The organism is Methanomethylovorans sp. (genome assembly GCF_041447285.1).
Taxonomy (GTDB): domain Archaea; phylum Halobacteriota; class Methanosarcinia; order Methanosarcinales; family Methanosarcinaceae; genus Methanomethylovorans.
On record NZ_JBGMEB010000005.1, the window covers coordinates 173,078 to 193,231 of the forward strand.

The following is a 20,154-nucleotide window of genomic DNA, read 5'->3' on the forward strand; positions in this document are numbered from 1 at the left end:
AGTACCTAGAATCATATCTCATTTGTGGGATGATAGGAGTGCACTTATCATATTTCTGTCCTTTTTGAGAGTTTTTAGTTGATCTGCAGGGCCTACTACGGTAAGCCTTGTGCGGACAGTGTTCTTTTTAAGTAGCTTCCCAAAAATTGATGTATCGGTTTTGGAAGGATAGCTCTCCATCTCTATACCTGAGAACCCCTCAGGCTCGATAAGTGTCATTGTCATTTCTATAAGACTTGCCTCTTCTTCAGGTGTTAGACCTTTTTCCAAGACAAGAATCTTACCACTTCTTACCTCATCTATAATAAATCTGACTTTTTCGACAGGAGCCATTTCAGCAAGTTTTTCTTCGGATATTAGATCCATCTGAATTCCCTGCATTTTCATCACCCAAACCTTTTTGCAATTTCTTCATAGAGGGTATCTATGTTTTTCCCTTCAAGTGCAGATATAGCTACCATTGGGTGCTGGGGGAATGCCTCTTTTATCGTGGAAGGCGATGATTCAGGAAGATCAATCTTATTGGCCGCTATCAAAAGAGGTAACTTTCTTGCTTCCATATTGCCTATCACTGTAACGTTGACTTGAGTGTATGGATCTTCAGTAGCATCCATCACAAGTATGACTCCGTCAAGATTATCAAGCCATTTTACAGCTTCTATTACGCCCTCTGTTGCCTCTTTAGCCCTTCTCTTTGCTTCATTTTCTTCCATTCCGTGTTCCATGAATTCATGGAAGTCTATTTTTGTGGCAAGGCCAGGCGTGTCTATTATGTCAAGAGTGATAGAATGTCCATTTGCTTTAATTGTCACTCCTTCGCGACGTCTTGCACGGCGGGTTTCATGTGCTATATGTGATACAGAACCCATTGCATCCCCTGTCCAATCACGAAGGATACGATTTGCAAGTGTGGTTTTTCCGGCGTTAGGAGGCCCATAGATTCCTATACGCGCGTTCTTTTTTCGGAATAATTTCTTAAAAAAGTCAGAAAAATTCTGCTTGAATGATTTAATTACGCCCATTAATTCCCTCCTGGAAATCCAGCTCAAGAAAGTGAAATGACATTTTTCTATAATAATCCTTTGATTTATAATAGTTATGTTTTTGTTGCCCTGCTTCTCTTTCCTCACTTTATTCTTGTGATGCAGCCATAGCTGAATTAATAGCTATCTCTGCTATGTTAGCTCCATAATCGCCAGTCCTCTCTATACTGTCCATTACAATCCCCAATGCTACTATTGCTTCATGGGATTCTATCTTCAGAATATACTGGTTCAGCTTATTTATTTTTGGCTTAAGGGCATGCTCTCTCTCTATTACCTTGTTTGCAAGTTCAGCATCATGATTGTATAGGGCTTCTATAGCATCTTCTACGATTTTGCGAGTTGCTTCAGTAGCTTTTTCTATCATTCCCATTATATTCTCTGGAATTGCGTAGTCCATATTCATTGCCATATTTGCTATTTTTTGTGCATGGTCTGCAATGCGTTCAAGAGGACCTGCTGCCATGCGCAGATCATGATATTCGTCTATTGATGTTTCTGATGTATCTGGAAGTTTGGTACCTTTGAGTACTGCACGGAATTGTTTTGCTGTGAGAAGGAAAAGCCTATCTACATCGTCATCTCTCTGTATCACGTCCAGTGCCAGATCCTTGTCATTAGTCTTAAGTGCCCGGATTGCATCTTTTTGCATTGAATTAGACAGGAGAAACATTCTACGTACACTTTTTTTAATTGAGATCTCGTTAGGGTTGAGCAGATCCTTTATAATAACTTTCTTTCCAGTTTCCTCTATTATTTCTGGTCCTATTAGCTTGTAGCACATCTCTCGTATGATGTTCTTCTGCTCTGCTAGCATCCTTTCTGACTTTATCTCTAATATGTCTGAACCTACCAGATAGGCTGCTATTATATCTCTTATTAAAATTTCTCCCATGCGATCTGTGACATCGATCTGAGTTTTTTTAATAAGGGGTGCATCTTGGATAGGATCTATCACAAGCTTGCCGTCTGGCTGTGGTGAAAGTGAAAGGCGGCTTCCAGTCTTTATACCTACTTTATCTGCCCATTGCTTTGGCAAGGAAACTATATAGGTTGATCCGCCAGTTTGTTGTACTTTTCTGGTCTCTATGTCGATCCCTCTGTATGCTCTAATTTATAGGATATATAGAAATTAGAATTGTATATATATACATTTGTGTAAAAAGGGCACGTCTATTTATATATTTAAAACAATATATTAAAATATGATTCCTCTGCACATAAAAGCTTCTGACATTTTTCTGCTTAGAAAGATTATGCCGGTTATATGCATGATTGTTCCATGGGAGTTCTATTTCTACAATGGACTTTATAGTACAGGCTGGGGTATCAAATTCTCTCTTTTCTACATTAATTTTGATATGGTCTATGACAATCTTGTTGTTAATGTGGTGAAACAACTGTCCATGTTATCTTATGGGGGGATAGCTCCATCATTCCGTACAATTTCTTGGTTTTTGGGAGCGCTGATTTGTTTGATAGTATTGATTAATGAGAATTTTAAAGAGAACTTGTCGCAAACATTCAGCGTGCATACTTCTGGTTATCTTCTCATATTGTGTTCACTATTTAACGTCTTAGGGTCTCTTGTTGTCTGGAGCAGCTCTTTTAAAGCAATGCCAATAGGTTTTGTTTTTCTTTCATTTACAGCTTATATTTATCTCACATCGAATTGGAACGTGAGTGGGTGTGCAAAAGATTGCCAATAACTGTTGGCATCAAGCGCTATCTTAAATAGCTACTAACTCCCCTTTGTCAATTAATTCATTGTTGAAGGTATTAGCGTGAAAAGTGAGATCATAGACGGTGTGGAGATCACATGGCTTGGAAATGCTGGTTTTAGGCTACGTGGAGAGGGTATTACAATATACCTGGATCCATATGGCTTGTCGGGAAACATCTCTCCGGAAGATATGGCGGACATTATTCTTCTGACCAATGAGCATCCACAATGCTTTGATCCTGATTCCATACGTATTGTAAGAGGTAGTAGTACAACTACTCTGTTGCCGGAAAATATGAGCTTACAATTCAGAGGTGATGCACGGCGTGTGGAGCCAGGTGATGAGTTGATCGATGAGTTGTGTATCAAAGGTATTTCTATAGAGGTAGTTCCTTCTTATACGCATGATCCTTCTTCAGGCCATAAACAAACAGGTGTGGGGTATGTCGTAACCATTGCCGGTAAAAGGATATACTATGCGGGTGTTACTGGCTTGATTCCGGAAATACATGATATATCAGTGGATATTTCAATACTTCCAATTGGTGCCTGTACTATGAACGAAGAGCAAGCTGCAGAAGTAGTAGCTATTATCTCTCCTCAAGTGGTTATTCCGGTTTCATATGAATGTGCAGGTAGCAATTCTGCTAATATGCAGATATTTGCAGAGAATGTATATAGTAAAGTTCCCGGAGTAGAAGTGTTGGTTTTTGAATAATTTCATTTGGTGTAATATGTCTCGTTTTAAAAAGAAAAGCAAAAATCTCGCAAAGGATCTAGCCATGGAGCGCATTCAGGGGCTCTTTGAATTGGCAGAATCTGAATACAGTTCAAATCCGGAAAGAAGCAATGAGTATGTTTCACTTGCAAGAAAAATAGGAATGCGCTTTCTGGTGAGATTCCCTCGTGAATTGAAGGTACGCTTTTGTAAAAACTGTGGAAGCTATCTTGTTCCAGGTAATAATTGCAGAATACGCCTTAAAGGAAGATATATGGTAATAACCTGTCTTAAATGTGAGAACATTAAGCGCTATCCATATAGTTCGACTCAGACTTTAGAAACTCTATCAAATGAATAAATTTAACAAACGTACGATGAGATACGTAGTGATGAATATTATCAATCCCATTATTGTATAAAGGAAGACATTTCTAAATACCACTTCTTTTTCAGATCCCGGGTAAATTCCCAGTCCTCCTCCTTTACAACTCTTTGAGCTACATCCACCACATCCAGTATTAGAATGGTTTACAGTAACTTTCTTTTCATTTTGGAGCACAGGAAGAATTACCTTTTTTTCGACCATGATCTCATCCAATGTGGTAGTTCTGTATAATTAAACGACGAGAGGGGGATTCGAACCCCCGAAGTGCGGGGCACCACAGGATTAGCAATCCTGCGCCATACCGGGCTTGGCTATCTCGTCACGAAAATAAACTCTTTCCCGATTTTCGTTCCTAACGTTATCTATGTATTTAATGCTTTTCCATAAAGTGGCAGGCACGCCTCAGGTTGCTGCCATTCACATGCACAAGTGGTCTGCAGTCTCGCCTCCACCCCGCAACCCTACAAGCGACGTTTGTTCACGGTTGGTCTGCTCCCTTCCGGGCCTGAACTGGTCCCCGCGATCAAGATATACAAACATGTTCTCCAACAAGCTTTTATATCAACATCATCCAAGCAGGACGGAGTTTCTCAGTTGAAACCCCAGGTTTGAGAATGATCCAGACATCTTCCCTCGGCTTCGTCCCCCGCATATCGGCGATTTCGGGTTATAGATGACGCCGGACTATCCGGACTAGCCTGCCAAGCACTAATAATGTGTAGGTACTAATAAACTTATTCCCCATGTCCAGCTAAAAATGATCGAAACAGTTTAAATCAGAATACCTACATACAACTGATTGTTATAAAATATAATAAAAGGGGTTGAACAATGGAAGAACTTGTAGGATTTGTTACAGGTAACAATAACAGAAAGAAATTATTGTCTCTTCTCGGATCAAAAAAAGATATGGATGCAGAGCGCATAGCAAAGACAATGCATATTTTCAGGCCATCTGTAGATAAAATCATTGAAGAATTAGTAGAAAAAGAACTGATAGAAAAGCAAGAAGATAATTATAGGCTAACCGAACTGGGTGTAAATGTAGAGCGTATGATACACAATTTATAAAGCTTTGATTTATACCAGTGTATCAGACCTTAATTTTATTCCTCTTTCAGTAATTGCGTATTCCAGGGGGTTGGGCATGTGCTGCGTACCTTTGCTTTTTGACACACACATGTATCTTCTTCCCCCTTCTGAATTTCTTAATATGATTATGTTGTCCATCAGAAATTCTGCATCTATTCTTGTATTTTCTGTAATGCTACTCGATGATCTAGGTATAGTGAATACAGATGTGACATTTTGTGCTTTCAGATACCTAAGCAGGGAATAGAGATATCCTCTTAATTGTAACTGATCAGGCAGCATGATTTCAAGGTTAAATATATCGTCAAAGAACAGCCTTCTAGCATTCGTCTCTCTGGCATATTCTTTGATCAACGTCTCATGCTCTTCAGGCCACATGCTCTGCGGATCTGCAGAAATGACTTTCAGTAGTCCATTTTCAATGTATTTCTCTATTTCCCATCCGTGCCTTCTTGCTTCATGGAAAAGTGAATTCTGTAAGCCTTCAAAATTAACAATAATGCAGGGTTCTTTCTGATCAAGTCCATTCAAAATGAATTGCATTCCTAGTGTTGTTTTTCCTGTACCCGGTTTACCTGTGACTAAAGTGCTACTGTCACTAAATAGTCCTCTGTATAATAGTTTGTCAAGTGCAGGAATTCCAGAACTGACCTTTTCCGACAAATTAGTTATTGTCTCCTTTTCTTGCGAGTAGGAGATCATACTAAATCCTTCAGTATTCATTCTGTATCGATATTTTCGATATATGTTTTCTGTGTTTTTCTGGGGTTCAATCCCTCTTAGCTTAAGAACTTCCAGAAAGTTACCTGCTCTTAATCCCCTATCTTCTCTTGAGAGATATATTATGCCATCAACGAGGTGACTTATGACGGATTCATGTAATTCTTCTTTCAGCATTTCTCCGGTAAGAACTACAAGTGCTTTCCATTCCTGTATCATAGAATCGAGTGTATAAAAAAATCTTCTTTTTTCAGGTTCTATAAATCCAAACCCAAGAGGTGTTACCGGGTCAATGACTATTCTATCTGGTTTAGATGACCCGACTACATTTCCAATATCAATTAATGTGCTTAAAGGATCCTTCTCAGACATAGACCTGTTTATTGGATGGATAGTAACTCTACTATCGAAGAATTTCATAGTAGAAAAGTACATATTCAACTTTTCAGGTGATTCCGTTGTGAATGGGATGTATAGTGTTTTTTCACCATTTTTTACAGCATTAGACAACATTTGCAGGCAAAAGCTGGTCTTGCCTACACCTGCGGTACCAGCTAACAATATTGTTGACGGGGATTTAAGAGTGCCAGTTATTTCGTCAACTCCTCGTATCCCAAATTCCAATTTTTTTAGCTCGTCCATTCTATTATATCAATACGTATTGACTAATACTTATATTTTCTTAATATTTTCATAGTTCTAAAAAATTAGCAGATGGGCAAAAGTCCATTTCATTAGTGCATAATATGACAAATATTATGTAATGGTAAGTTATATGGGAATGCATGCCACGGGTTTCCATTGTAATGCCCTCAATGAATGAAGAATCCACTATAAGGACCTGCATACTGAAAGCTCAGTCATTTTTCAAGAATTATGGTCTTGATGGTGAAATTATTGTGGTGGACAACTCTACTGACAAGACTGCAGAAATTGCCACTTACATGGGTGCAGTGGTTATTCCTTCGGTAAAAGGTTATGGCAATGCATATCTGAAAGGGCTTGCAAGGGCAACTGGTGATTACATAGCTATAGCGGATGCTGATAACACTTATGATCTCAATGAACTACCCATGTTCTTTGATCTACTCTTGAGTGGTGAGGCTGATTTTGTAATTGGCAGCAGGCTAAGGGGTAACATAAAAAAGGGCGCAATGCCCTGGTTACACCGGTATATAGGTAATCCTGTTCTTACATGGATGTTGAATCTTCTTTTTGGTACGAGGATCTCAGATGCTCATTGCGGAATGCGTGCTTTCACGCGCAAAGCTCTTGAAAAGATGAATCTCAAAAGCCATGGTATGGAGTTAGCTTCGGAGATGGTGATAGAAGCAGCAGATAAAGGTCTACGCATAAAGGAAGTTCCGATCTCTTATGATTTACGGGATTCTCCATCCAAGCTTAGGTCTTTGCATGACGGCTGGAGGCATGTCCGTTTCATGATGCTTTATCGTCCGGTATCTTTCCTTCTGATCCCGGGTACTTTCGTGTTTCTAATAGGAGCTGCCTTGCTGTTCACACTTCCGCGCATGGGCAATGTGGCTGAAACCAGACTTCATTCTTTCATATTAGCAAGTATGCTTACAGTCATTGGGAGTCAGCTTTTTGCAACAGGTCTTTATCTCGGTGCTTATGGGTATATAAATGGGCTATATGTCAAGGAAAGTTTTTTCATAAAAAAGATCATGGATTATCACTCACTTGAACTGGAGCTGTTTGCAGGTATGGTCTTCTTGCTTACGGCTATTTTCATTGGTCTAAAAGTAGTGCTTACGTGGGTTAGTGCAGGTTATGGCTCTCTTTTCCAGGTACAAACTGCTGTGTTTGCTATGGTTTTCGGTGCTATAGGTTTGCAGATGATCTTTACAGCTATCTTCCTTAGTGTCCTCATGCTGGGAGTGGACACCGATAGGTGACATTATGAGGATTGCTTTCGTGTATGATGCAGTTTATCCATGGATAAAGGGTGGTGCTGAAAAGAGAATATATGAACTGGGTAAACGCCTTCTGAAAAAAGGGCATGAAGTTCATGTTTTTGGGATAAAATGGTGGGAAGGTCCGGCTGTCATTGAGCACGAAGGCATGATCTTACATGGTGTATGTAAATCGAGGGAGCTTTATGTGGAAGGAAAAAGATCAATTGCTGTAGCAATCATCTTCTCCTTAAAATTGTTTAATCCTCTTGTACGTGAAAAATTTGATGTTATTGATGTAAGTGTGTTTCCTTATTTTTCATGTTTTACGGTAAAGCTTGTTTCCCTTTTTAATAAAAGTCCTGCGGTTTACACCTGGCATGAAGTCTGGGATGATTATTGGTATGAATATATGGGTAAGGCAGGTTTTTTTGGAAAAATGGTTGAAATAGGAGTTTCAAAAATATCTGGAAGTAATATAGCAGTTTCCGGTTGGACCCAGAAAAGGCTTCAGGCATTGGGTGTCCCTAAGAAAAGAATCTCCGTTGTTCCAAATGGCATTGATCTTCAGGAAATTTATAAACTGGAGCTTGAAGTTGGCAAACATTTGGTTGGATCAGGTGGAAAAGTCTATGATATAATCTTTGCTGGGCGGCTTATTAAAGATAAACATGTCGATGTTCTGCTTAAAACCGTGTCTCTCCTAAAAGCCGATCATCCTGGTATTACTTGCTGTATTGTTGGCGATGGTCCTGAAAAAAAGGATTTGATGGCACTTTCAAATGAAATGGGGATTTGCAAGAACGTGGAATTCGCAGGTTTTCAGGAATACAATGCTCTTATCAGAAAATTGCAAGCTTCAAAGGTTTTTGTGCTTCCTTCTTCCAGGGAAGGTTTCGGCATGGTTGTAATAGAAGCATTTGCTTGTGGAGTGCCTGTAGTCACTGTCAAAGAGATGTATAATGCTTCACAGGGGCTGGTTGAGGATGGAGTTGATGGTTTTACTGTACTTTTAGATGCCAGCTCAATTGCAGAGGCTGTAAGTAAAATTCTTCAATGTGATCAATGTTATGACAACATGTCAAAGGCTGCTTCTCAGAAAGCTAAGGATTATGATTGGAATGAGGCGCTGTTGAAACTAAACAATATTTATGAGGCGTTTGAATGAAAATTGCTATTTTTCATGATTACATCGGGGCAATTGGCGGAGGGGAAAAATTAGTCCTCACTCTTGCAAAGGGACTAGGTGCAGATGTAATTACTACAGATGTAGATATGGATTCTGTTTTAAAAATGGGATTTGAGGATGTAAAAATAATAAGTCTTGGGAATACATTGAAAATCCCCCCTCTTAAGCAGATAGATGCTTCTTTTAAGTTTGCAACATGTGATTTTTCTAAAAAATATGACTCTTTTATTTTCTCAGGTAACTGGGCATTTTTTGCAGCAAAAAGACACAAACCAAACGTCTACTATTGTCATACGCCAACAAGAGCTTTTTATGACCTATATGATGTGTACCGTAAGAATCAATCTGTGTTCGTATCCTTGCCTTTTATGATTTGGGTCCACTTACACAGGAAAGTTTCTGAGTACTATCTAACATATGTATTTAAAATAGTGACAAATTCAATGAATACTCAGAAAAGGATCCTGAAATATTTTAGCAGAGATTCATCTGTGGTTTATCCACCTGTAGATACTTCAAGGTTTGAATTCAAAGAATATGGGGATTTCTGGTTGTCTGTTAATAGGCTTTACCCTGAAAAAAGAGTTGAACTTCAAATAGAAGCATTCAGAAGTATCCCAGACCAAAAATTGGTGATCGTAGGTGGATATGCTGAAGGGGACCATGCATCAGGATACGCATCTAAATTAATGGCTGGACTCCCGGAAAATGTAACTCTTATCGGTAGTGTCACAGAGGAAAAACTACTTGAATTATATGCTACCTGTAAAGGGCATATTACTACTGCACTTGACGAAGATTTTGGTATGACTCCTATAGAGGCAATGGCATCAGGGAAACCTACTGTTGCAGTAAATGAAGGTGGCTACCTCGAGACTGTGTTAGATGGGGTTACAGGTATACTCGTGGAACCAAATGTCACGTCAATTGTCAATGCTGTCAAGGAAGTATCCTCAGATCCGCAAAAGTACAAAGAAGCCTGTATTCAAAGGGCCAAAGAATTTGATGTATCAACAATGCTTCTGAAAATGAGGACAGTACTTGTTTCATGAAATAAAGATGTCAATATGATTGATCACATAGATCGAAGGGATTTAAGAATGAATAAGATTGATTCTCTCTCTGTCAGGACTAAAGTATTGTTAGTGACGTTATTCGCATTGCTCATACGTTTATTTCCATTATCATCTCTTTTATCGAACGGTAGGGTAACTTTTGTAAGTTATGACTCTTATTATCACATGAGAAGTATCCTCTATACTACGCAACATTTTCCTCATTACCTTTTTTCTGATTCTTATATCAACTTTCCATTTGGTTTTGATATAAGCTGGCCTCCGCTTTATGATATTCTGGCATCACTAGCAGCTTTAATAGTCGGATTTGGCAATCCCAGTACTAGTACAATTGAAGTAGTTGCAGCAGCTTTTCCTGTAGTTCTTGGAATTCTTTCCTTAATTCCTTTGTATCTTGCAGCTTCCAAACTTTTTGGCCAGAGGGTAGGTTTTTACAGTATCCTGGTTCTGGCAATAATTCCAATTCATTTAATGGTCTCCATGTTCGGGGCAACAGATCATCACGTTGCTGAGATATTGATATCAACTATAGCTTTTACATTGTTTATTTTTTCACTTAATGACAGCTCGTGTTCTGATAATTTAAAGAAATTAACAAAAAAGGAGCTAATAGACTGTATTCGTTCCCGTTCAACATTATATGCTATTGGTGCCGGTTTTATGCTTGCTGTTTCGGTACTCACCTGGACCGGTTCACCTATTTTTATAGGTCTTTTTGCATTGTATGTGCCGGTACAGCTAGCTATTGATCTTAAAGTCAAAAGAAGTTCAGAATACTTATTGGTTAATTCATGTGCAATGTATCTGGCTGCACTTGTGCTCATTATACCTATTGCTTCGGCTATGGTAAGGGAAGGATATGAGCTGAGTGCTGCTTTTGTTTCATGGTTCCATGTAGTGTATATATTAGTAATGCTTGTTTTTACGTTGGTATGTTGGGCTGTAGCTCGCCTTTTAAGTGGCAAGGGTCAGTGGTGGCATTATCCATTAGCCATTATTGCACTTATTGCAGTTTGTTTTATTGGCGTTAGGTCGTTAATGCCAACCTTCTACTCTAACGTCATGGCAGGAGTTAGTTATTTGTTAGGTTTTGATGAAACTCTAAGCACTATAAATGAAGCTTTACCTTTGTTCTGGGATCAGTATGGTAGTTTTACTTTGAAGTCTGTTTGGGGCGGATTCGGTCTGTTCTTCTTTTTGGCTATTGTCTCTCTTATGATGATTATGCGTAAGAGGGAACTTTCAACCAATCCTTCCATTTCCTTCCTGGTGATCTGGTCAATTATTGTGTTCGTACTTGCATTCTCTCAAAGACGTTTTATGTATCTGTTAGCTATCAATGTAGCAGTTCTTTCAGGCTATATAATGGGGGAGTTGCATTCATGGCTGATGCCAAAGGCAGTTAAAGATCATGCAGGGAAGCGTAAAAAGGTTCATGAAAATCCTAGTAATGTTCCTCTGTTGATGGTGCTTGGAATGTTGCTTCTGCCTGGGTTTTTGATATCTGCGGCTGCTGTCTCCAGTCCATCTCTCATGCCTTCAGACTGGGAGGAAACCTTAGATTGGTTAAAGGAAAATACTCCCGTGACTTCTTATTATCAAGATCCTGTGCAGACTCCTGAGTATGGAGTTCTCAGCTGGTGGGATTTTGGCAATTGGATTATTTATAGGTCTCAAAGGCCTGTTGTGACCAATAACTTCCAACCGGGTGTACAGGATGCAGCAGTCTTCTTCATCTCTCAGAATGAAACAAATGCATCAAATATCCTTGATGAAAGAAAAGTAAAGTATATACTAACAGACATCTCAATGGTCAAAGGCAAATTCTTCAATATTGCTAAACTTGCGGGCGAGGATTATGATAGTTTCTTCGATAACGAAACAACCAATAAAGGTTCATCTACGGTAACTAGAAAAGTAGAGAATGGCAAGTTTAAAAATGCAATGCTTGTTAAACTGCATGTTTACGATGGAAGCGCTTCAGGTCATTATCGCTTACTATATGAATCTAACACTACTGTTACTAAAGATCCTGAAGTAAAATATGTGAAAGTATTTGAGTATGTAAAAGGGGTAACAGTAACAGGTAAAGCTGAACCCGGGGAAACTGTTTACGGGGCTACTACTATTGTCAGTAACGAAGGTCGGGAATTTGATTACTATAATTCTGCAGTTGCAGGTGAAGATGGCACTTACAATCTGACTCTAGCTTACTCCACTGAGAATAGTGATCTGTCCACTCATGCCATTTTACCATATACTATTATTGGTAAAAATAGTCGTGCTTCTAAACAGGTTAACGTAACTGAGAGCGCTGTTCTGGCAGGTGAAATTTTATCGTTAGACCTTGTCCAGGTCTAACCTTTTATCTAGATTTTTTCTTAAATTCAAGTCAAAATTATATATAACAAAAGCATTATATTATTTATGTCTCTGTACGGTGCTTCCAGGTGATATGATGCTTTATAGATGCTCTTTATGTGAAGGGAAAATGAATAGATGGAGGTATCCTGCCATTGCAAGGCAGGATAAATTTGGAAGACAACTTGTTATCTACAAGTGTGTTGAATGCGGTAATGAAGAGACTTATCCTGACCTTTAAACATCAGAACATTGAATAAACTTCTTCATGTGGATGGATCACAAAACCTTCTGGGGTTATCTCGTATGGGTGGATCTTTTTGCTGTGGTCTGATCCGCGCATCTTGTATATTTCCATGCTGCGCATACGCACATTTTCATGTCTTTTATAGTATAATACAATGGTTCCATCGGTTACGAAGTTCTCAACTCCGAATCTCGAGGGGCTTGATTCATCAATTACTTCGCAGGTCATCATTGAAGTAAGCCCTATTACTTCAAGAGTGGTACTCAGCTTGAGTAATTCGACACGTATTTTTGCTTGGTCCTGTAGGTAGAAACTTATAGAGGTTGTAGAATCTACCAAAGCTCTTCGTGCATTAATCTCTTCTTGGGTGGTGATAATTTGGTCCATCAGGGAGCGAATATCAAAAGGTCGGATATCGACGTATTTTTCTTGAGATGGTATCCCAATTTTTGTAGAACAAGCATCTATTATGGCAAGTTTGTTCTCATCTTCAAGTTCCTCAAGATCCCATCCAAATTTGAGTACGTTCTCACGTATTTGTTCGGGTCTCTCCTCAGTTGCCACTATGATACCATTCTCTCCATATTTAGTAATCCCGTTATATATAAACTGGATGGAAAAATTTGTTTTACCTGCTCCAGATGTGCCTGAAACTAAATAGGTTCTATCTCTTATAAGCCCTCCACCACAGAGTTCATCAAAGCCAGGTATGCCCGTCCTCACCCTGTTTGGGCCCTCTTCCATTTTTATCTCTTCAGATACAGCGCCATCAAACATCTTGCGTTTCTCCTCGTTTTGTGCTTAATCTTTGCTATTTATAATATATCTGAGTAGATATAAATGTATTGAGATGATTATGTTTATTTCAGATGAGATATTCATATATGCTGATTCGACAATTTATTAACTATACTTTCTTTCTTGTCGTTATCTTAAAGGATACGCATATTAGAGTTCGACATTTCCCGTTAAATACATCGATACTTGCCATTGCAATGCGAATAAGAATCTGTTTGAGACCACAAAAGATTTAATAGGGAAATCAATTAATAGGCTCTTGTAATCCAATATGACGGGATTAAGAGGGTGATGATGAGAACTTCGTCAATGGGCGAACTTAAAGTTCTCCTGATGAAGATTCAAGGACGCATATGCGTTCAAATCCAATGATCCTCACTCTTAGATACTATAAACTAACGGAGGAAAATAATGAGTAAATTCGCAGCAGTAACAATTGCTGCACTTATGCTGATGGCAGTATTCGTTTCATCTGCAAGTGCAGCAGCTTCTGTAAACACTGTGGAGGTAAGAAGCCCAGTGTACAGTGGCAGTGCATTAAGTGACGTTACTGTGGACTTCGACTATACTGAGTTCGCAGGATTCTATTACGATATAGATGACAATGTTGGTTCTGAGAGCCTGTCTATCGACCCAAATATGGTCTCAGACCCAAGAACTATTGATGACAATGGACTTACATACAGAACGGATATTCAGAATGTAGGTTACACTTACAGTGACTGGACCGGTACCTTCCCCAAGATGGGCTTCCTTGCACAGGACTATGTGCCAGTGAACGACCAGCCAGATGTTCTGTCTAAGCTTCTGCTTGACAGCGATGACAAGTACACTCTTAGAGTAGGTCAGTCCCTTGACCTTGGCGAAGGTTACACACTCACACCAAAGCAGATTGATGTCGACGGTAACAAGGTCTGGCTCGAGCTTGCCAAGGACGGCGTATACCTTGATGATCAGGTCATTACCGTAACTGACGCAGATGTTGATAACAGCACCTGGAACTATGAAGAGGATGATGTAGGCGGCGAAGATGATGTAGTCATCATGAGAGCCCACGTCAACGAAGTATTCCAGGGTCAGACCGACAGCCTTGCAGTAATTGAGGGTCTGTGGCTCATCTCCAACGAACCAATGGAGATCGAGAGCGATGACACCTTCGATGCACTCGAAGTTACAACCATCGGTGACACCTACCTTGAGCTTAAGAACAAGGATTCCCTTACCTTGACCAAGAACAAGGATATAGTCCTCGCAGGCGACATGAAGATCAAGACCGCTAACTCTGATGATGTCAGGTTCTACTTCTACAAGGAGATCACTGCACCAGGAACTTATCAGGTAAGAGGTACAGTTGCAACCGGCACTGCTACATGGGATGCAACTTCATTCGCAGGCTTCTACTATGACCTGGATGCAAACATATCATCCGAAAGCATGACTGCTACTGTCACAGGTACCAGAACAATTGCACAAGATGATCTCGTTTACACTACCACTATACAGCAGGTAGGATACGAGTACGGAGATTGGACCGGTACCTATCCAAAGATGGGCTTCCTTGCAGAAGAATATGTGCCAGTGAACGACCAGCCAGACGTACTGTCCAAGCTTCTGCTTGACAGCGATGACAAGTATACTCTTAGAGTAGGTCAGTCCCTTGACCTTGGCGAAGGTTACACACTCACACCAAAGCAGATTGATGTCGATGGTAACAAGGTCTGGCTCGAGCTTGCTAAGGACGGCGTATACCTTGATGATCAGGTCATTACCGTAACTGACGCAGATGTTGAGAACAGCACCTGGAACTATGAAGAAGATGATGTAGGCGGCGAAGATGATGTAGTCATCATGAGAGCCCACGTCAACGAAGTATTCCAGGGTCAGACCGACAGCCTTGCAGTAATTGAAGGTATGTGGCTCATCTCTAACGAACCATTGAAGATCGAGAGCGATGACTCCTTCGATGCACTTGATGTTACAACCATCGGTGACGACTCACTTGTACTTACAAACCCAGATGATATGACTCTGACAAAGAACAAGGAGATCAAGATCGCCGGTAACATGTACTTCAAGACTGCAGACTCCAATGACCTCCGCTACTACCCATACGCTGAGTACACCATTGGCAATGCAACCGTTGGTAATGGGACAACCACTCCAACCACACCAACCACTGGTAATGGAACTACAACAGTCCCACCAACCACTGGTAATGGAACGACAGTCCCACCAACCACTGGTGAGGGAACAACAGTCCCACCAACCACTGGTAACGGAACAACAGTCCCACCAACCAATGAAACCGAGACCAAGACCCCAGGCTTTGAAGCAATCTTCGCAGTAGGCGGTCTCTTGGCAGTTGCATACCTTGTTAGAAGGAACAACTAAGCTAAAATGAATTGAGAAGGGTTTAAATCCCTTCTTTTACTCTTTTTTTAATTCAGATTTACGTTAAATGTCCTCGTTTATTGACTGGACATCAGTTTAATAACAAAGAAACCGTGTTATCGGACTATTTATCCGAGGTAATACCATGAAGAAACAGTTGAGTTTAGTGTTGATATTTGTAGTATTGTTCATGGGTTTCTCAGGCTGCATATTCAAAGGGAATGATAATACTACTACTCCCCCAAGCGGCCAGGTTGCCCCAGTAAAAAGCGTTTCTGAACTTGTAGTGCTTAATAATATACCCTCAGATTTTGAATACCTTGGCAATAAGTCTTTAACCGCAGATAATGTGAACAAGGACTACGCTGAAGCACAAAATGTTGAAGAAGCTGCTGAAGGTATCTATAAGAATGAAACTCTTGATTACTACGTTACAGCTATAAAGTTCTCGGACGCAGAGTCAGCAGATTCTTTCATTACTAACTACAAGGCTACATTTAACGTGCTCAAGAACAATGAGACTTTCCAGATTGTTGAATTCAATGGACACGAAGCCACAAGAGCTTTGAGTTATTCTACTGTAGGGGGTAACCAGGTTCCAAGATACAAATATTTCTGGAATAACAATAACCAGGTTTTCATCATTGTTGGTAACTCTAATGAATCATCAGTAGGGCTTGATTTTGCAACGGCTACAGGATATTGATTATATCCTGAACATTCTCTTTTTTTTCACTTGAGATTCCAATCGATACGCTTTAATATGAAAATACCCTTCTAGATGCTACGCTATGCCCGGATAGCCTAGTCGGTTGGGGCGCCAGACTCATAGGGAATATTTACGAGTGCGTCCAAGTCTCCTGAGACATCTGGAGGTCGCGTGTTCGAGTCACGCTCCGGGCACTATTTCTTATATTTCAGTCTATTTAATGTTTGTATCTAAGATTCATGGATATTTTGTTTATTCTGTATCTTGATCTATTAAGTGATTTTTTTTATTCTCAGGCATGCCTTTGATGGATTTTGTAAAGTGTGTGCTTTATGGGTTAAATCTTCTTCTTCTCGTTCTATTTTCATCGCGCAAAACATATATGCTCTCAGAAGGTACATAGCCTCATGAACTTTCAGATCCTGGATGCAGACTATGTAACTGAAGGTAATAGTCCCGTTGTGCGTCTCTTTGGAAGGGATGCGGAAGGAAAGAGTGTCTGCTGTTATGTGCCAGGATTTGAACCATACTTTTATGTGAATGCTTCTGGTGAGCTTGACCTTATATGCAAACTCATAAAAGAGCGCTTTGATGTGGTCAAAAGTGTTGATATCGTCCAGCGGTTTGAGCCTGTAGGATATCAAAAGTCCAGAAAACCCATGATTATGGTTACAACCTATGAACCAAGGCATGTTCCTGAGATTCGTGATGATATACTTCAAATCCCTGGAGTAAAAGAGGTGTATGAAACTGATATATTGTTCAGGAATCGCTTTTTAATAGACAGGGGACTCCATGGTATGGGATGGGTATCTGTTTCCTCTTCCGAAGAAGGTATTCTCGCTGGAAAAGTCTATTGTGATACTGTATGCTCAGATCCACATCCTGCAGAAATGGATATACTTCCCAATGCGCCCCTTAAGTTCCTCTCCTTTGATATCGAATGCCTGCCCCTAGGCGGCTCCATGCCTTCTCCGGATGAGTCACCTGTGATCATGATAAGTCTCACTTTTGCTCCTAGTTATAAAGGTCACAACACAATTGTACTCGTGGCAAAACATGTTTCAGGTGCCGGTCAGGATGTAGAGTCACTTAAAGACGAAGAATCTATGTTCAAGAGGTTTTTTGAGATACTTCGGGAATATGACCCAGATATACTAGTGGGTTACAACATCAACGATTTTGATATTCCTTATATAACTGACAGGGTCAAGTTCCTCTCAGACTCTGGCACAATGGTAGATTCAGGTTCAGGACGTGACGGGCGGCCCATGAACTACCGGAAGATCGGAACAATGACTCTCATCTCCATGACCGGAAGGGTTGTGGTAGATGTCCTTCCTCTTATTCGCAGCCAGTTTAGTTTGAAGAGGTATACACTGCGCAACGTCGCTAAAGAGCTGCTGGATCGGGAAAAGCTCGACGTGGCACCCTCTGAAATGGAAGACTACTGGAAAGATGAAGGGGAAAAACTGCTAAAGTTCATAGATTACGCAAGGCGCGACTCTGAGCTTGCCATGGAGCTTGTCATGAAACTGCAGTTGCTTGACAGATACATCGCGATCTCCAGGGTAAGTGGCTCCCTGCTACAGGAAGTTATTGACGGCGGCCAGACTTCCATGGTTGAGAACCTCCTGTTGCGCGAGTGTCGCATCAGGGACCGGGTAATTCCTCCCAAACCCAACGATGATCTTGTGTATTCCAGGAACAAGAACAGTGAGGGTTTGAAAGGAGGAGAAGTACTGGAACCAAAAAAAGGTCTTCTTGAAAATGTAGTTATACTTGACTATAAATCTCTCTATCCCACTATAATGATGGCTCATAACCTCTGCTACACGACTGTCGTGGAGAAAGATGTTCCTGAAGAAGAAGGCAAGACCATTACTCCTCCATCAGGTGGAAAGTTTGTAACAGCAGATGTTTCAAAAGGGATTATGCCCACTATCCTGGAAAATCTCCTCAACCGAAGGATAGAGACCAAGAAACGCATGAAAGGCATATCCAATGAGGATGAATACAGAGCTCTAGATGCAACTCAGCTTGCCATGAAAATATTACTTAACAGCTTCTATGGATATGCAGGCTATACTCGTGCACGTCTGTACAGCCTTACTCTTGCAAACGCCGTCACAAGCTTTGGCAGAGAGAATATCATCAAAACACGCTCACTTATAGAGAATATCATACACACCATCTACCTCAAGGATGGTAATTCTTATCTTAAAAGTGAGATTAATCTTGATCTACAAATTAAATCTATTTCTCTTTCAGTTGTATATGGCGATACAGACAGTGTTTTTGTGCAATGCACAGCAATAAGTGAGATTTCCCTTGAAGATGCAGAACTTGTAGGTAAGAAGATCTCAGGCATAGTTTCAGCTTCTCTGCCTGACCCCATGGAACTTGAGTTCGAATCGATAGCAAAACGCGCCCTTTTCATAGCAAAGAAAAGGTATGCTATCTGGGTATTTGAGCGCTCTGCAGATGGCTGGAAGGATGGTATAAAGGTAAAAGGCATGGAGACCGTACGCAGGGACTGGTGTGAGCTGACATCCAAGACCTTGAACAGGGTGCTTGAACTTGTGCTTAAGGAAGGAGAAGTGGAAGCAGCTGTAAGGCATGTACGGAAAGTAGTTGATTCCATCCGCAACCTCGATGTCACAAAGGATAAAGATATCATAGATGACCTTACCATGACTCGCATGTACTCCAAGAAACGGGAGCATTACAAGAACAAGCAGCCCCATCTTACTGTTGCTGAAAAAATGGAGAAAAGAACAGGTTCTCCTCCTCCTGTTGGTGAACGCATACCCTTTGTAATTACGGCAGGCAAAGATCTCTTTGTGAACCGTGCAGAAGATCCTGAGTATGTTCGTGAGAATAATGTGTCCCTCGATGTGGACTACTATGTAAAGAAGCAGATTCTTCCGCCGGTGGAGAGAATCTTAGGTGTATTTGGGGTAGACCTTGTAAATCTTGATTATGATTCAAAACAGACTGGTCTCTCGGACTTTACTAGTGGATCGCCTGAAAAAAAGATAAGGAGATCTGTTCCAAAGAAACAGGAATCTGATGGGGCGGCACCAAGTACTGGTTCCCAAAGATCCCTATTTGATTTCTAATCAATTTAGTATCAATCTTTCCCCAGTTACCTGATATACGATACTCTGGCATACATTGCATATGTGATCGCCGATTCTTTCTATATATCTTAGTACAAAAAGCAAATGTGAAGCATCGGTTATGATACTATGATCTTTGATCATCATATCAATGAATTCTTTTTCTGTATCAAAGAAAAGTTTGTCAAGTTTGTCGTCATCAGAAGCTATTCTCTTTGCAAGTTCTGCATTTGAATCTCTCAAAGCTATCGTAGTATCTTGTAACATCTTCTCTGCGATTGCACTCATCTTACAAATGCCTGAGAGAAGCACTTTGTTTTTTTCCGGTTCACCTTTTATATCCGTAGATGTCCAAGCTATGTTACATGCAAGGTCGCTCAATCTTTCCAGATCAATAGCCATTGTTAGACTTGCAGTTATAAGTCTCATGTCACTTGCCATAGGTTGTTGAAGTGCTATCAGTTGTGAGACACATTTTTCGACTTTTATTTCTTTTTCATCAACGATGTCATCTTTTTTGATAGTCGCCTGGGCAAGGTCAGTGTCGAGGTTCTTAAGAGATTCAGTTGCTCCTTTCAACATGTCAAGGGATACTTCCATCATCTCCAATACATTGAGTTTTAATAAACCAAGATTGTTGTGATATTTTTCTCTCGACATCTCT

17 protein-coding genes, 2 tRNA genes and 1 other RNA gene are annotated in these 20,154 nt (G+C 40.3%); 11 read left to right on the forward strand and 9 right to left on the reverse strand.

Annotated elements, in window-relative coordinates; translation table 11 throughout:
* Nucleotides 1-18: 18 nt before the first annotated feature.
* The 3 genes from ACC612_RS02640 to ACC612_RS02650 form a co-directional block, all read right to left on the reverse strand.
* Entirely contained in the window at nt 19-381 is a 363-nt protein-coding gene (locus ACC612_RS02640) for a DUF2073 domain-containing protein (protein WP_371852918.1), read from the reverse strand.
* 5 nt (nt 382-386) lie between these two features.
* Nucleotides 387-1,022, reverse strand: coding sequence for an Era-like GTP-binding protein (locus ACC612_RS02645; protein WP_371852919.1), 636 nt, complete (start codon nt 1,020-1,022; stop codon nt 387-389).
* 109 nt (nt 1,023-1,131) lie between these two features.
* A complete protein-coding gene (locus ACC612_RS02650; RefSeq protein WP_371852947.1) occupies nt 1,132-2,133 on the reverse strand; it encodes a PhoU domain-containing protein in 1,002 nt (333 codons plus the stop codon).
* A 694-nt stretch (nt 2,134-2,827) separates the two neighbouring features.
* On the opposite strand from ACC612_RS02650, the gene ACC612_RS02655 reads away from it, so the two are divergent.
* Both ACC612_RS02655 and ACC612_RS02660 read left to right on the forward strand, forming a co-directional pair.
* Complete coding sequence (locus tag ACC612_RS02655; protein ID WP_371852920.1) at nt 2,828-3,484, forward strand: MBL fold metallo-hydrolase; 657 nt, start codon at nt 2,828-2,830, stop codon at nt 3,482-3,484.
* A gap of 16 nt (nt 3,485-3,500) precedes the next feature.
* Nucleotides 3,501-3,845, forward strand: a complete 345-nt coding sequence (locus tag ACC612_RS02660) for a ribonuclease P protein component 4 (protein ID WP_371852921.1) — start codon at nt 3,501-3,503, stop codon at nt 3,843-3,845.
* Here ACC612_RS02660 and ACC612_RS02665 read toward each other — a convergent pair.
* The 3 genes from ACC612_RS02665 to ffs form a co-directional block, all read right to left on the reverse strand.
* Entirely contained in the window at nt 3,834-4,073 is a 240-nt protein-coding gene (locus ACC612_RS02665; protein WP_371852922.1) for a hypothetical protein, read from the reverse strand. The two genes, ACC612_RS02660 and ACC612_RS02665, sit on opposite strands and share 12 nt — an antisense overlap.
* A 35-nt stretch (nt 4,074-4,108) precedes the next feature.
* Nucleotides 4,109-4,193: transfer RNA gene (locus ACC612_RS02670), tRNA-Ser, on the reverse strand.
* A 68-nt stretch (nt 4,194-4,261) separates the two neighbouring features.
* Nucleotides 4,262-4,576, reverse strand: an RNA gene (gene ffs, locus ACC612_RS02675) — signal recognition particle sRNA.
* A gap of 127 nt (nt 4,577-4,703) precedes the next feature.
* Between ffs and ACC612_RS02680 the strand changes: the two genes are divergently transcribed.
* Nucleotides 4,704-4,943: a helix-turn-helix domain-containing protein gene (locus ACC612_RS02680; protein ID WP_371852923.1), complete on the forward strand. Its 240-nt coding sequence runs from the start codon at nt 4,704-4,706 to the stop codon at nt 4,941-4,943.
* Between the two features lie 9 nt (nt 4,944-4,952).
* On the opposite strand, the gene ACC612_RS02685 is transcribed toward ACC612_RS02680, so the two are convergent.
* Complete coding sequence (locus tag ACC612_RS02685) at nt 4,953-6,326, reverse strand: RAD55 family ATPase (RefSeq protein WP_371852924.1); 1,374 nt, start codon at nt 6,324-6,326, stop codon at nt 4,953-4,955.
* Between the two features lie 164 nt (nt 6,327-6,490).
* On the opposite strand from ACC612_RS02685, the gene ACC612_RS02690 reads away from it, so the two are divergent.
* From ACC612_RS02690 to ACC612_RS02705, 4 genes are read left to right on the forward strand one after another with little or no spacing between them, the layout of a single operon-like run.
* Complete coding sequence (locus tag ACC612_RS02690) at nt 6,491-7,600, forward strand: glycosyltransferase family 2 protein (RefSeq protein WP_371852925.1); 1,110 nt, start codon at nt 6,491-6,493, stop codon at nt 7,598-7,600.
* 4 nt (nt 7,601-7,604) lie between these two features.
* Nucleotides 7,605-8,765 (forward strand): glycosyltransferase family 4 protein, encoded by a 1,161-nt coding sequence (locus ACC612_RS02695; RefSeq protein WP_371852926.1) that lies wholly within the window; start codon nt 7,605-7,607, stop codon nt 8,763-8,765.
* Complete coding sequence (locus tag ACC612_RS02700; RefSeq protein ID WP_371852927.1) at nt 8,762-9,838, forward strand: glycosyltransferase; 1,077 nt, start codon at nt 8,762-8,764, stop codon at nt 9,836-9,838. Before ACC612_RS02695 ends, ACC612_RS02700 begins: the two co-directional genes overlap by 4 nt.
* A 48-nt stretch (nt 9,839-9,886) precedes the next feature.
* On the forward strand, nt 9,887-12,223 hold the full coding sequence (locus tag ACC612_RS02705; RefSeq protein ID WP_371852928.1) for an oligosaccharyl transferase, archaeosortase A system-associated: 2,337 nt from the start codon (nt 9,887-9,889) through the stop codon (nt 12,221-12,223).
* A 244-nt stretch (nt 12,224-12,467) separates the two neighbouring features.
* Here the strand turns inward: ACC612_RS02705 and ACC612_RS02710 are convergent, their stop codons facing one another.
* Nucleotides 12,468-13,247 (reverse strand): ATPase domain-containing protein, encoded by a 780-nt coding sequence (locus ACC612_RS02710; protein WP_371852929.1) that lies wholly within the window; start codon nt 13,245-13,247, stop codon nt 12,468-12,470.
* A 432-nt stretch (nt 13,248-13,679) separates the two neighbouring features.
* Between ACC612_RS02710 and ACC612_RS02715 the strand changes: the two genes are divergently transcribed.
* The 4 genes from ACC612_RS02715 to ACC612_RS02730 all read left to right on the forward strand — a co-directional run bounded on the left by ACC612_RS02715 (nt 13,680) and on the right by ACC612_RS02730 (nt 19,490).
* Complete coding sequence (locus ACC612_RS02715) at nt 13,680-15,659, forward strand: S-layer protein domain-containing protein (RefSeq protein WP_371852930.1); 1,980 nt, start codon at nt 13,680-13,682, stop codon at nt 15,657-15,659.
* Between the two features lie 145 nt (nt 15,660-15,804).
* The gene (locus ACC612_RS02720) at nt 15,805-16,365 is read left to right on the forward strand and encodes a hypothetical protein (protein WP_371852931.1); all 561 of its coding nucleotides are present in this window, start codon (nt 15,805-15,807) and stop codon (nt 16,363-16,365) included.
* Between the two features lie 87 nt (nt 16,366-16,452).
* A tRNA-Met gene (locus tag ACC612_RS02725) sits at nt 16,453-16,562 on the forward strand.
* A 213-nt stretch (nt 16,563-16,775) separates the two neighbouring features.
* Nucleotides 16,776-19,490, forward strand: a complete 2,715-nt coding sequence (locus tag ACC612_RS02730; RefSeq protein WP_371852932.1) for a DNA-directed DNA polymerase — start codon at nt 16,776-16,778, stop codon at nt 19,488-19,490.
* Here the strand turns inward: ACC612_RS02730 and phoU are convergent, their stop codons facing one another.
* On the reverse strand, nt 19,491-20,150 hold the full coding sequence (phoU, locus tag ACC612_RS02735; protein WP_371852933.1) for a phosphate signaling complex protein PhoU: 660 nt from the start codon (nt 20,148-20,150) through the stop codon (nt 19,491-19,493). It abuts the gene before it with no gap.
* Between the last annotated feature and the right edge of the window lie 4 nt (nt 20,151-20,154).

Excerpts from the sequence above, each read along its gene's own strand:
- ACC612_RS02665 (WP_371852922.1), bottom strand. The coding sequence starts at position 4,073 with ATGGTCGAAAAAAAGGTAATTCTTCCTGTGCTCCAAAATGAAAAGAAA.
- ACC612_RS02730 (WP_371852932.1), top strand. The coding sequence starts at position 16,776 with ATGAACTTTCAGATCCTGGATGCAGACTATGTAACTGAAGGTAATAGT.
- ACC612_RS02715 (WP_371852930.1), top strand. The coding sequence starts at position 13,680 with ATGAGTAAATTCGCAGCAGTAACAATTGCTGCACTTATGCTGATGGCA.
- ACC612_RS02710 (WP_371852929.1), bottom strand. The coding sequence starts at position 13,247 with ATGTTTGATGGCGCTGTATCTGAAGAGATAAAAATGGAAGAGGGCCCA.
- phoU (WP_371852933.1), bottom strand. The coding sequence starts at position 20,150 with ATGTCGAGAGAAAAATATCACAACAATCTTGGTTTATTAAAACTCAAT.
- ACC612_RS02645 (WP_371852919.1), bottom strand. The coding sequence starts at position 1,022 with ATGGGCGTAATTAAATCATTCAAGCAGAATTTTTCTGACTTTTTTAAG.
- ACC612_RS02720 (WP_371852931.1), top strand. The coding sequence starts at position 15,805 with ATGAAGAAACAGTTGAGTTTAGTGTTGATATTTGTAGTATTGTTCATG.
- ACC612_RS02690 (WP_371852925.1), top strand. The coding sequence starts at position 6,491 with ATGCCCTCAATGAATGAAGAATCCACTATAAGGACCTGCATACTGAAA.
- ACC612_RS02640 (WP_371852918.1), bottom strand. The coding sequence starts at position 381 with ATGCAGGGAATTCAGATGGATCTAATATCCGAAGAAAAACTTGCTGAA.
- ACC612_RS02685 (WP_371852924.1), bottom strand. The coding sequence starts at position 6,326 with ATGGACGAGCTAAAAAAATTGGAATTTGGGATACGAGGAGTTGACGAA.
- ACC612_RS02660 (WP_371852921.1), top strand. The coding sequence starts at position 3,501 with ATGTCTCGTTTTAAAAAGAAAAGCAAAAATCTCGCAAAGGATCTAGCC.
- ACC612_RS02700 (WP_371852927.1), top strand. The coding sequence starts at position 8,762 with ATGAAAATTGCTATTTTTCATGATTACATCGGGGCAATTGGCGGAGGG.
- ACC612_RS02680 (WP_371852923.1), top strand. The coding sequence starts at position 4,704 with ATGGAAGAACTTGTAGGATTTGTTACAGGTAACAATAACAGAAAGAAA.
- ACC612_RS02695 (WP_371852926.1), top strand. The coding sequence starts at position 7,605 with ATGAGGATTGCTTTCGTGTATGATGCAGTTTATCCATGGATAAAGGGT.
- ACC612_RS02705 (WP_371852928.1), top strand. The coding sequence starts at position 9,887 with ATGAATAAGATTGATTCTCTCTCTGTCAGGACTAAAGTATTGTTAGTG.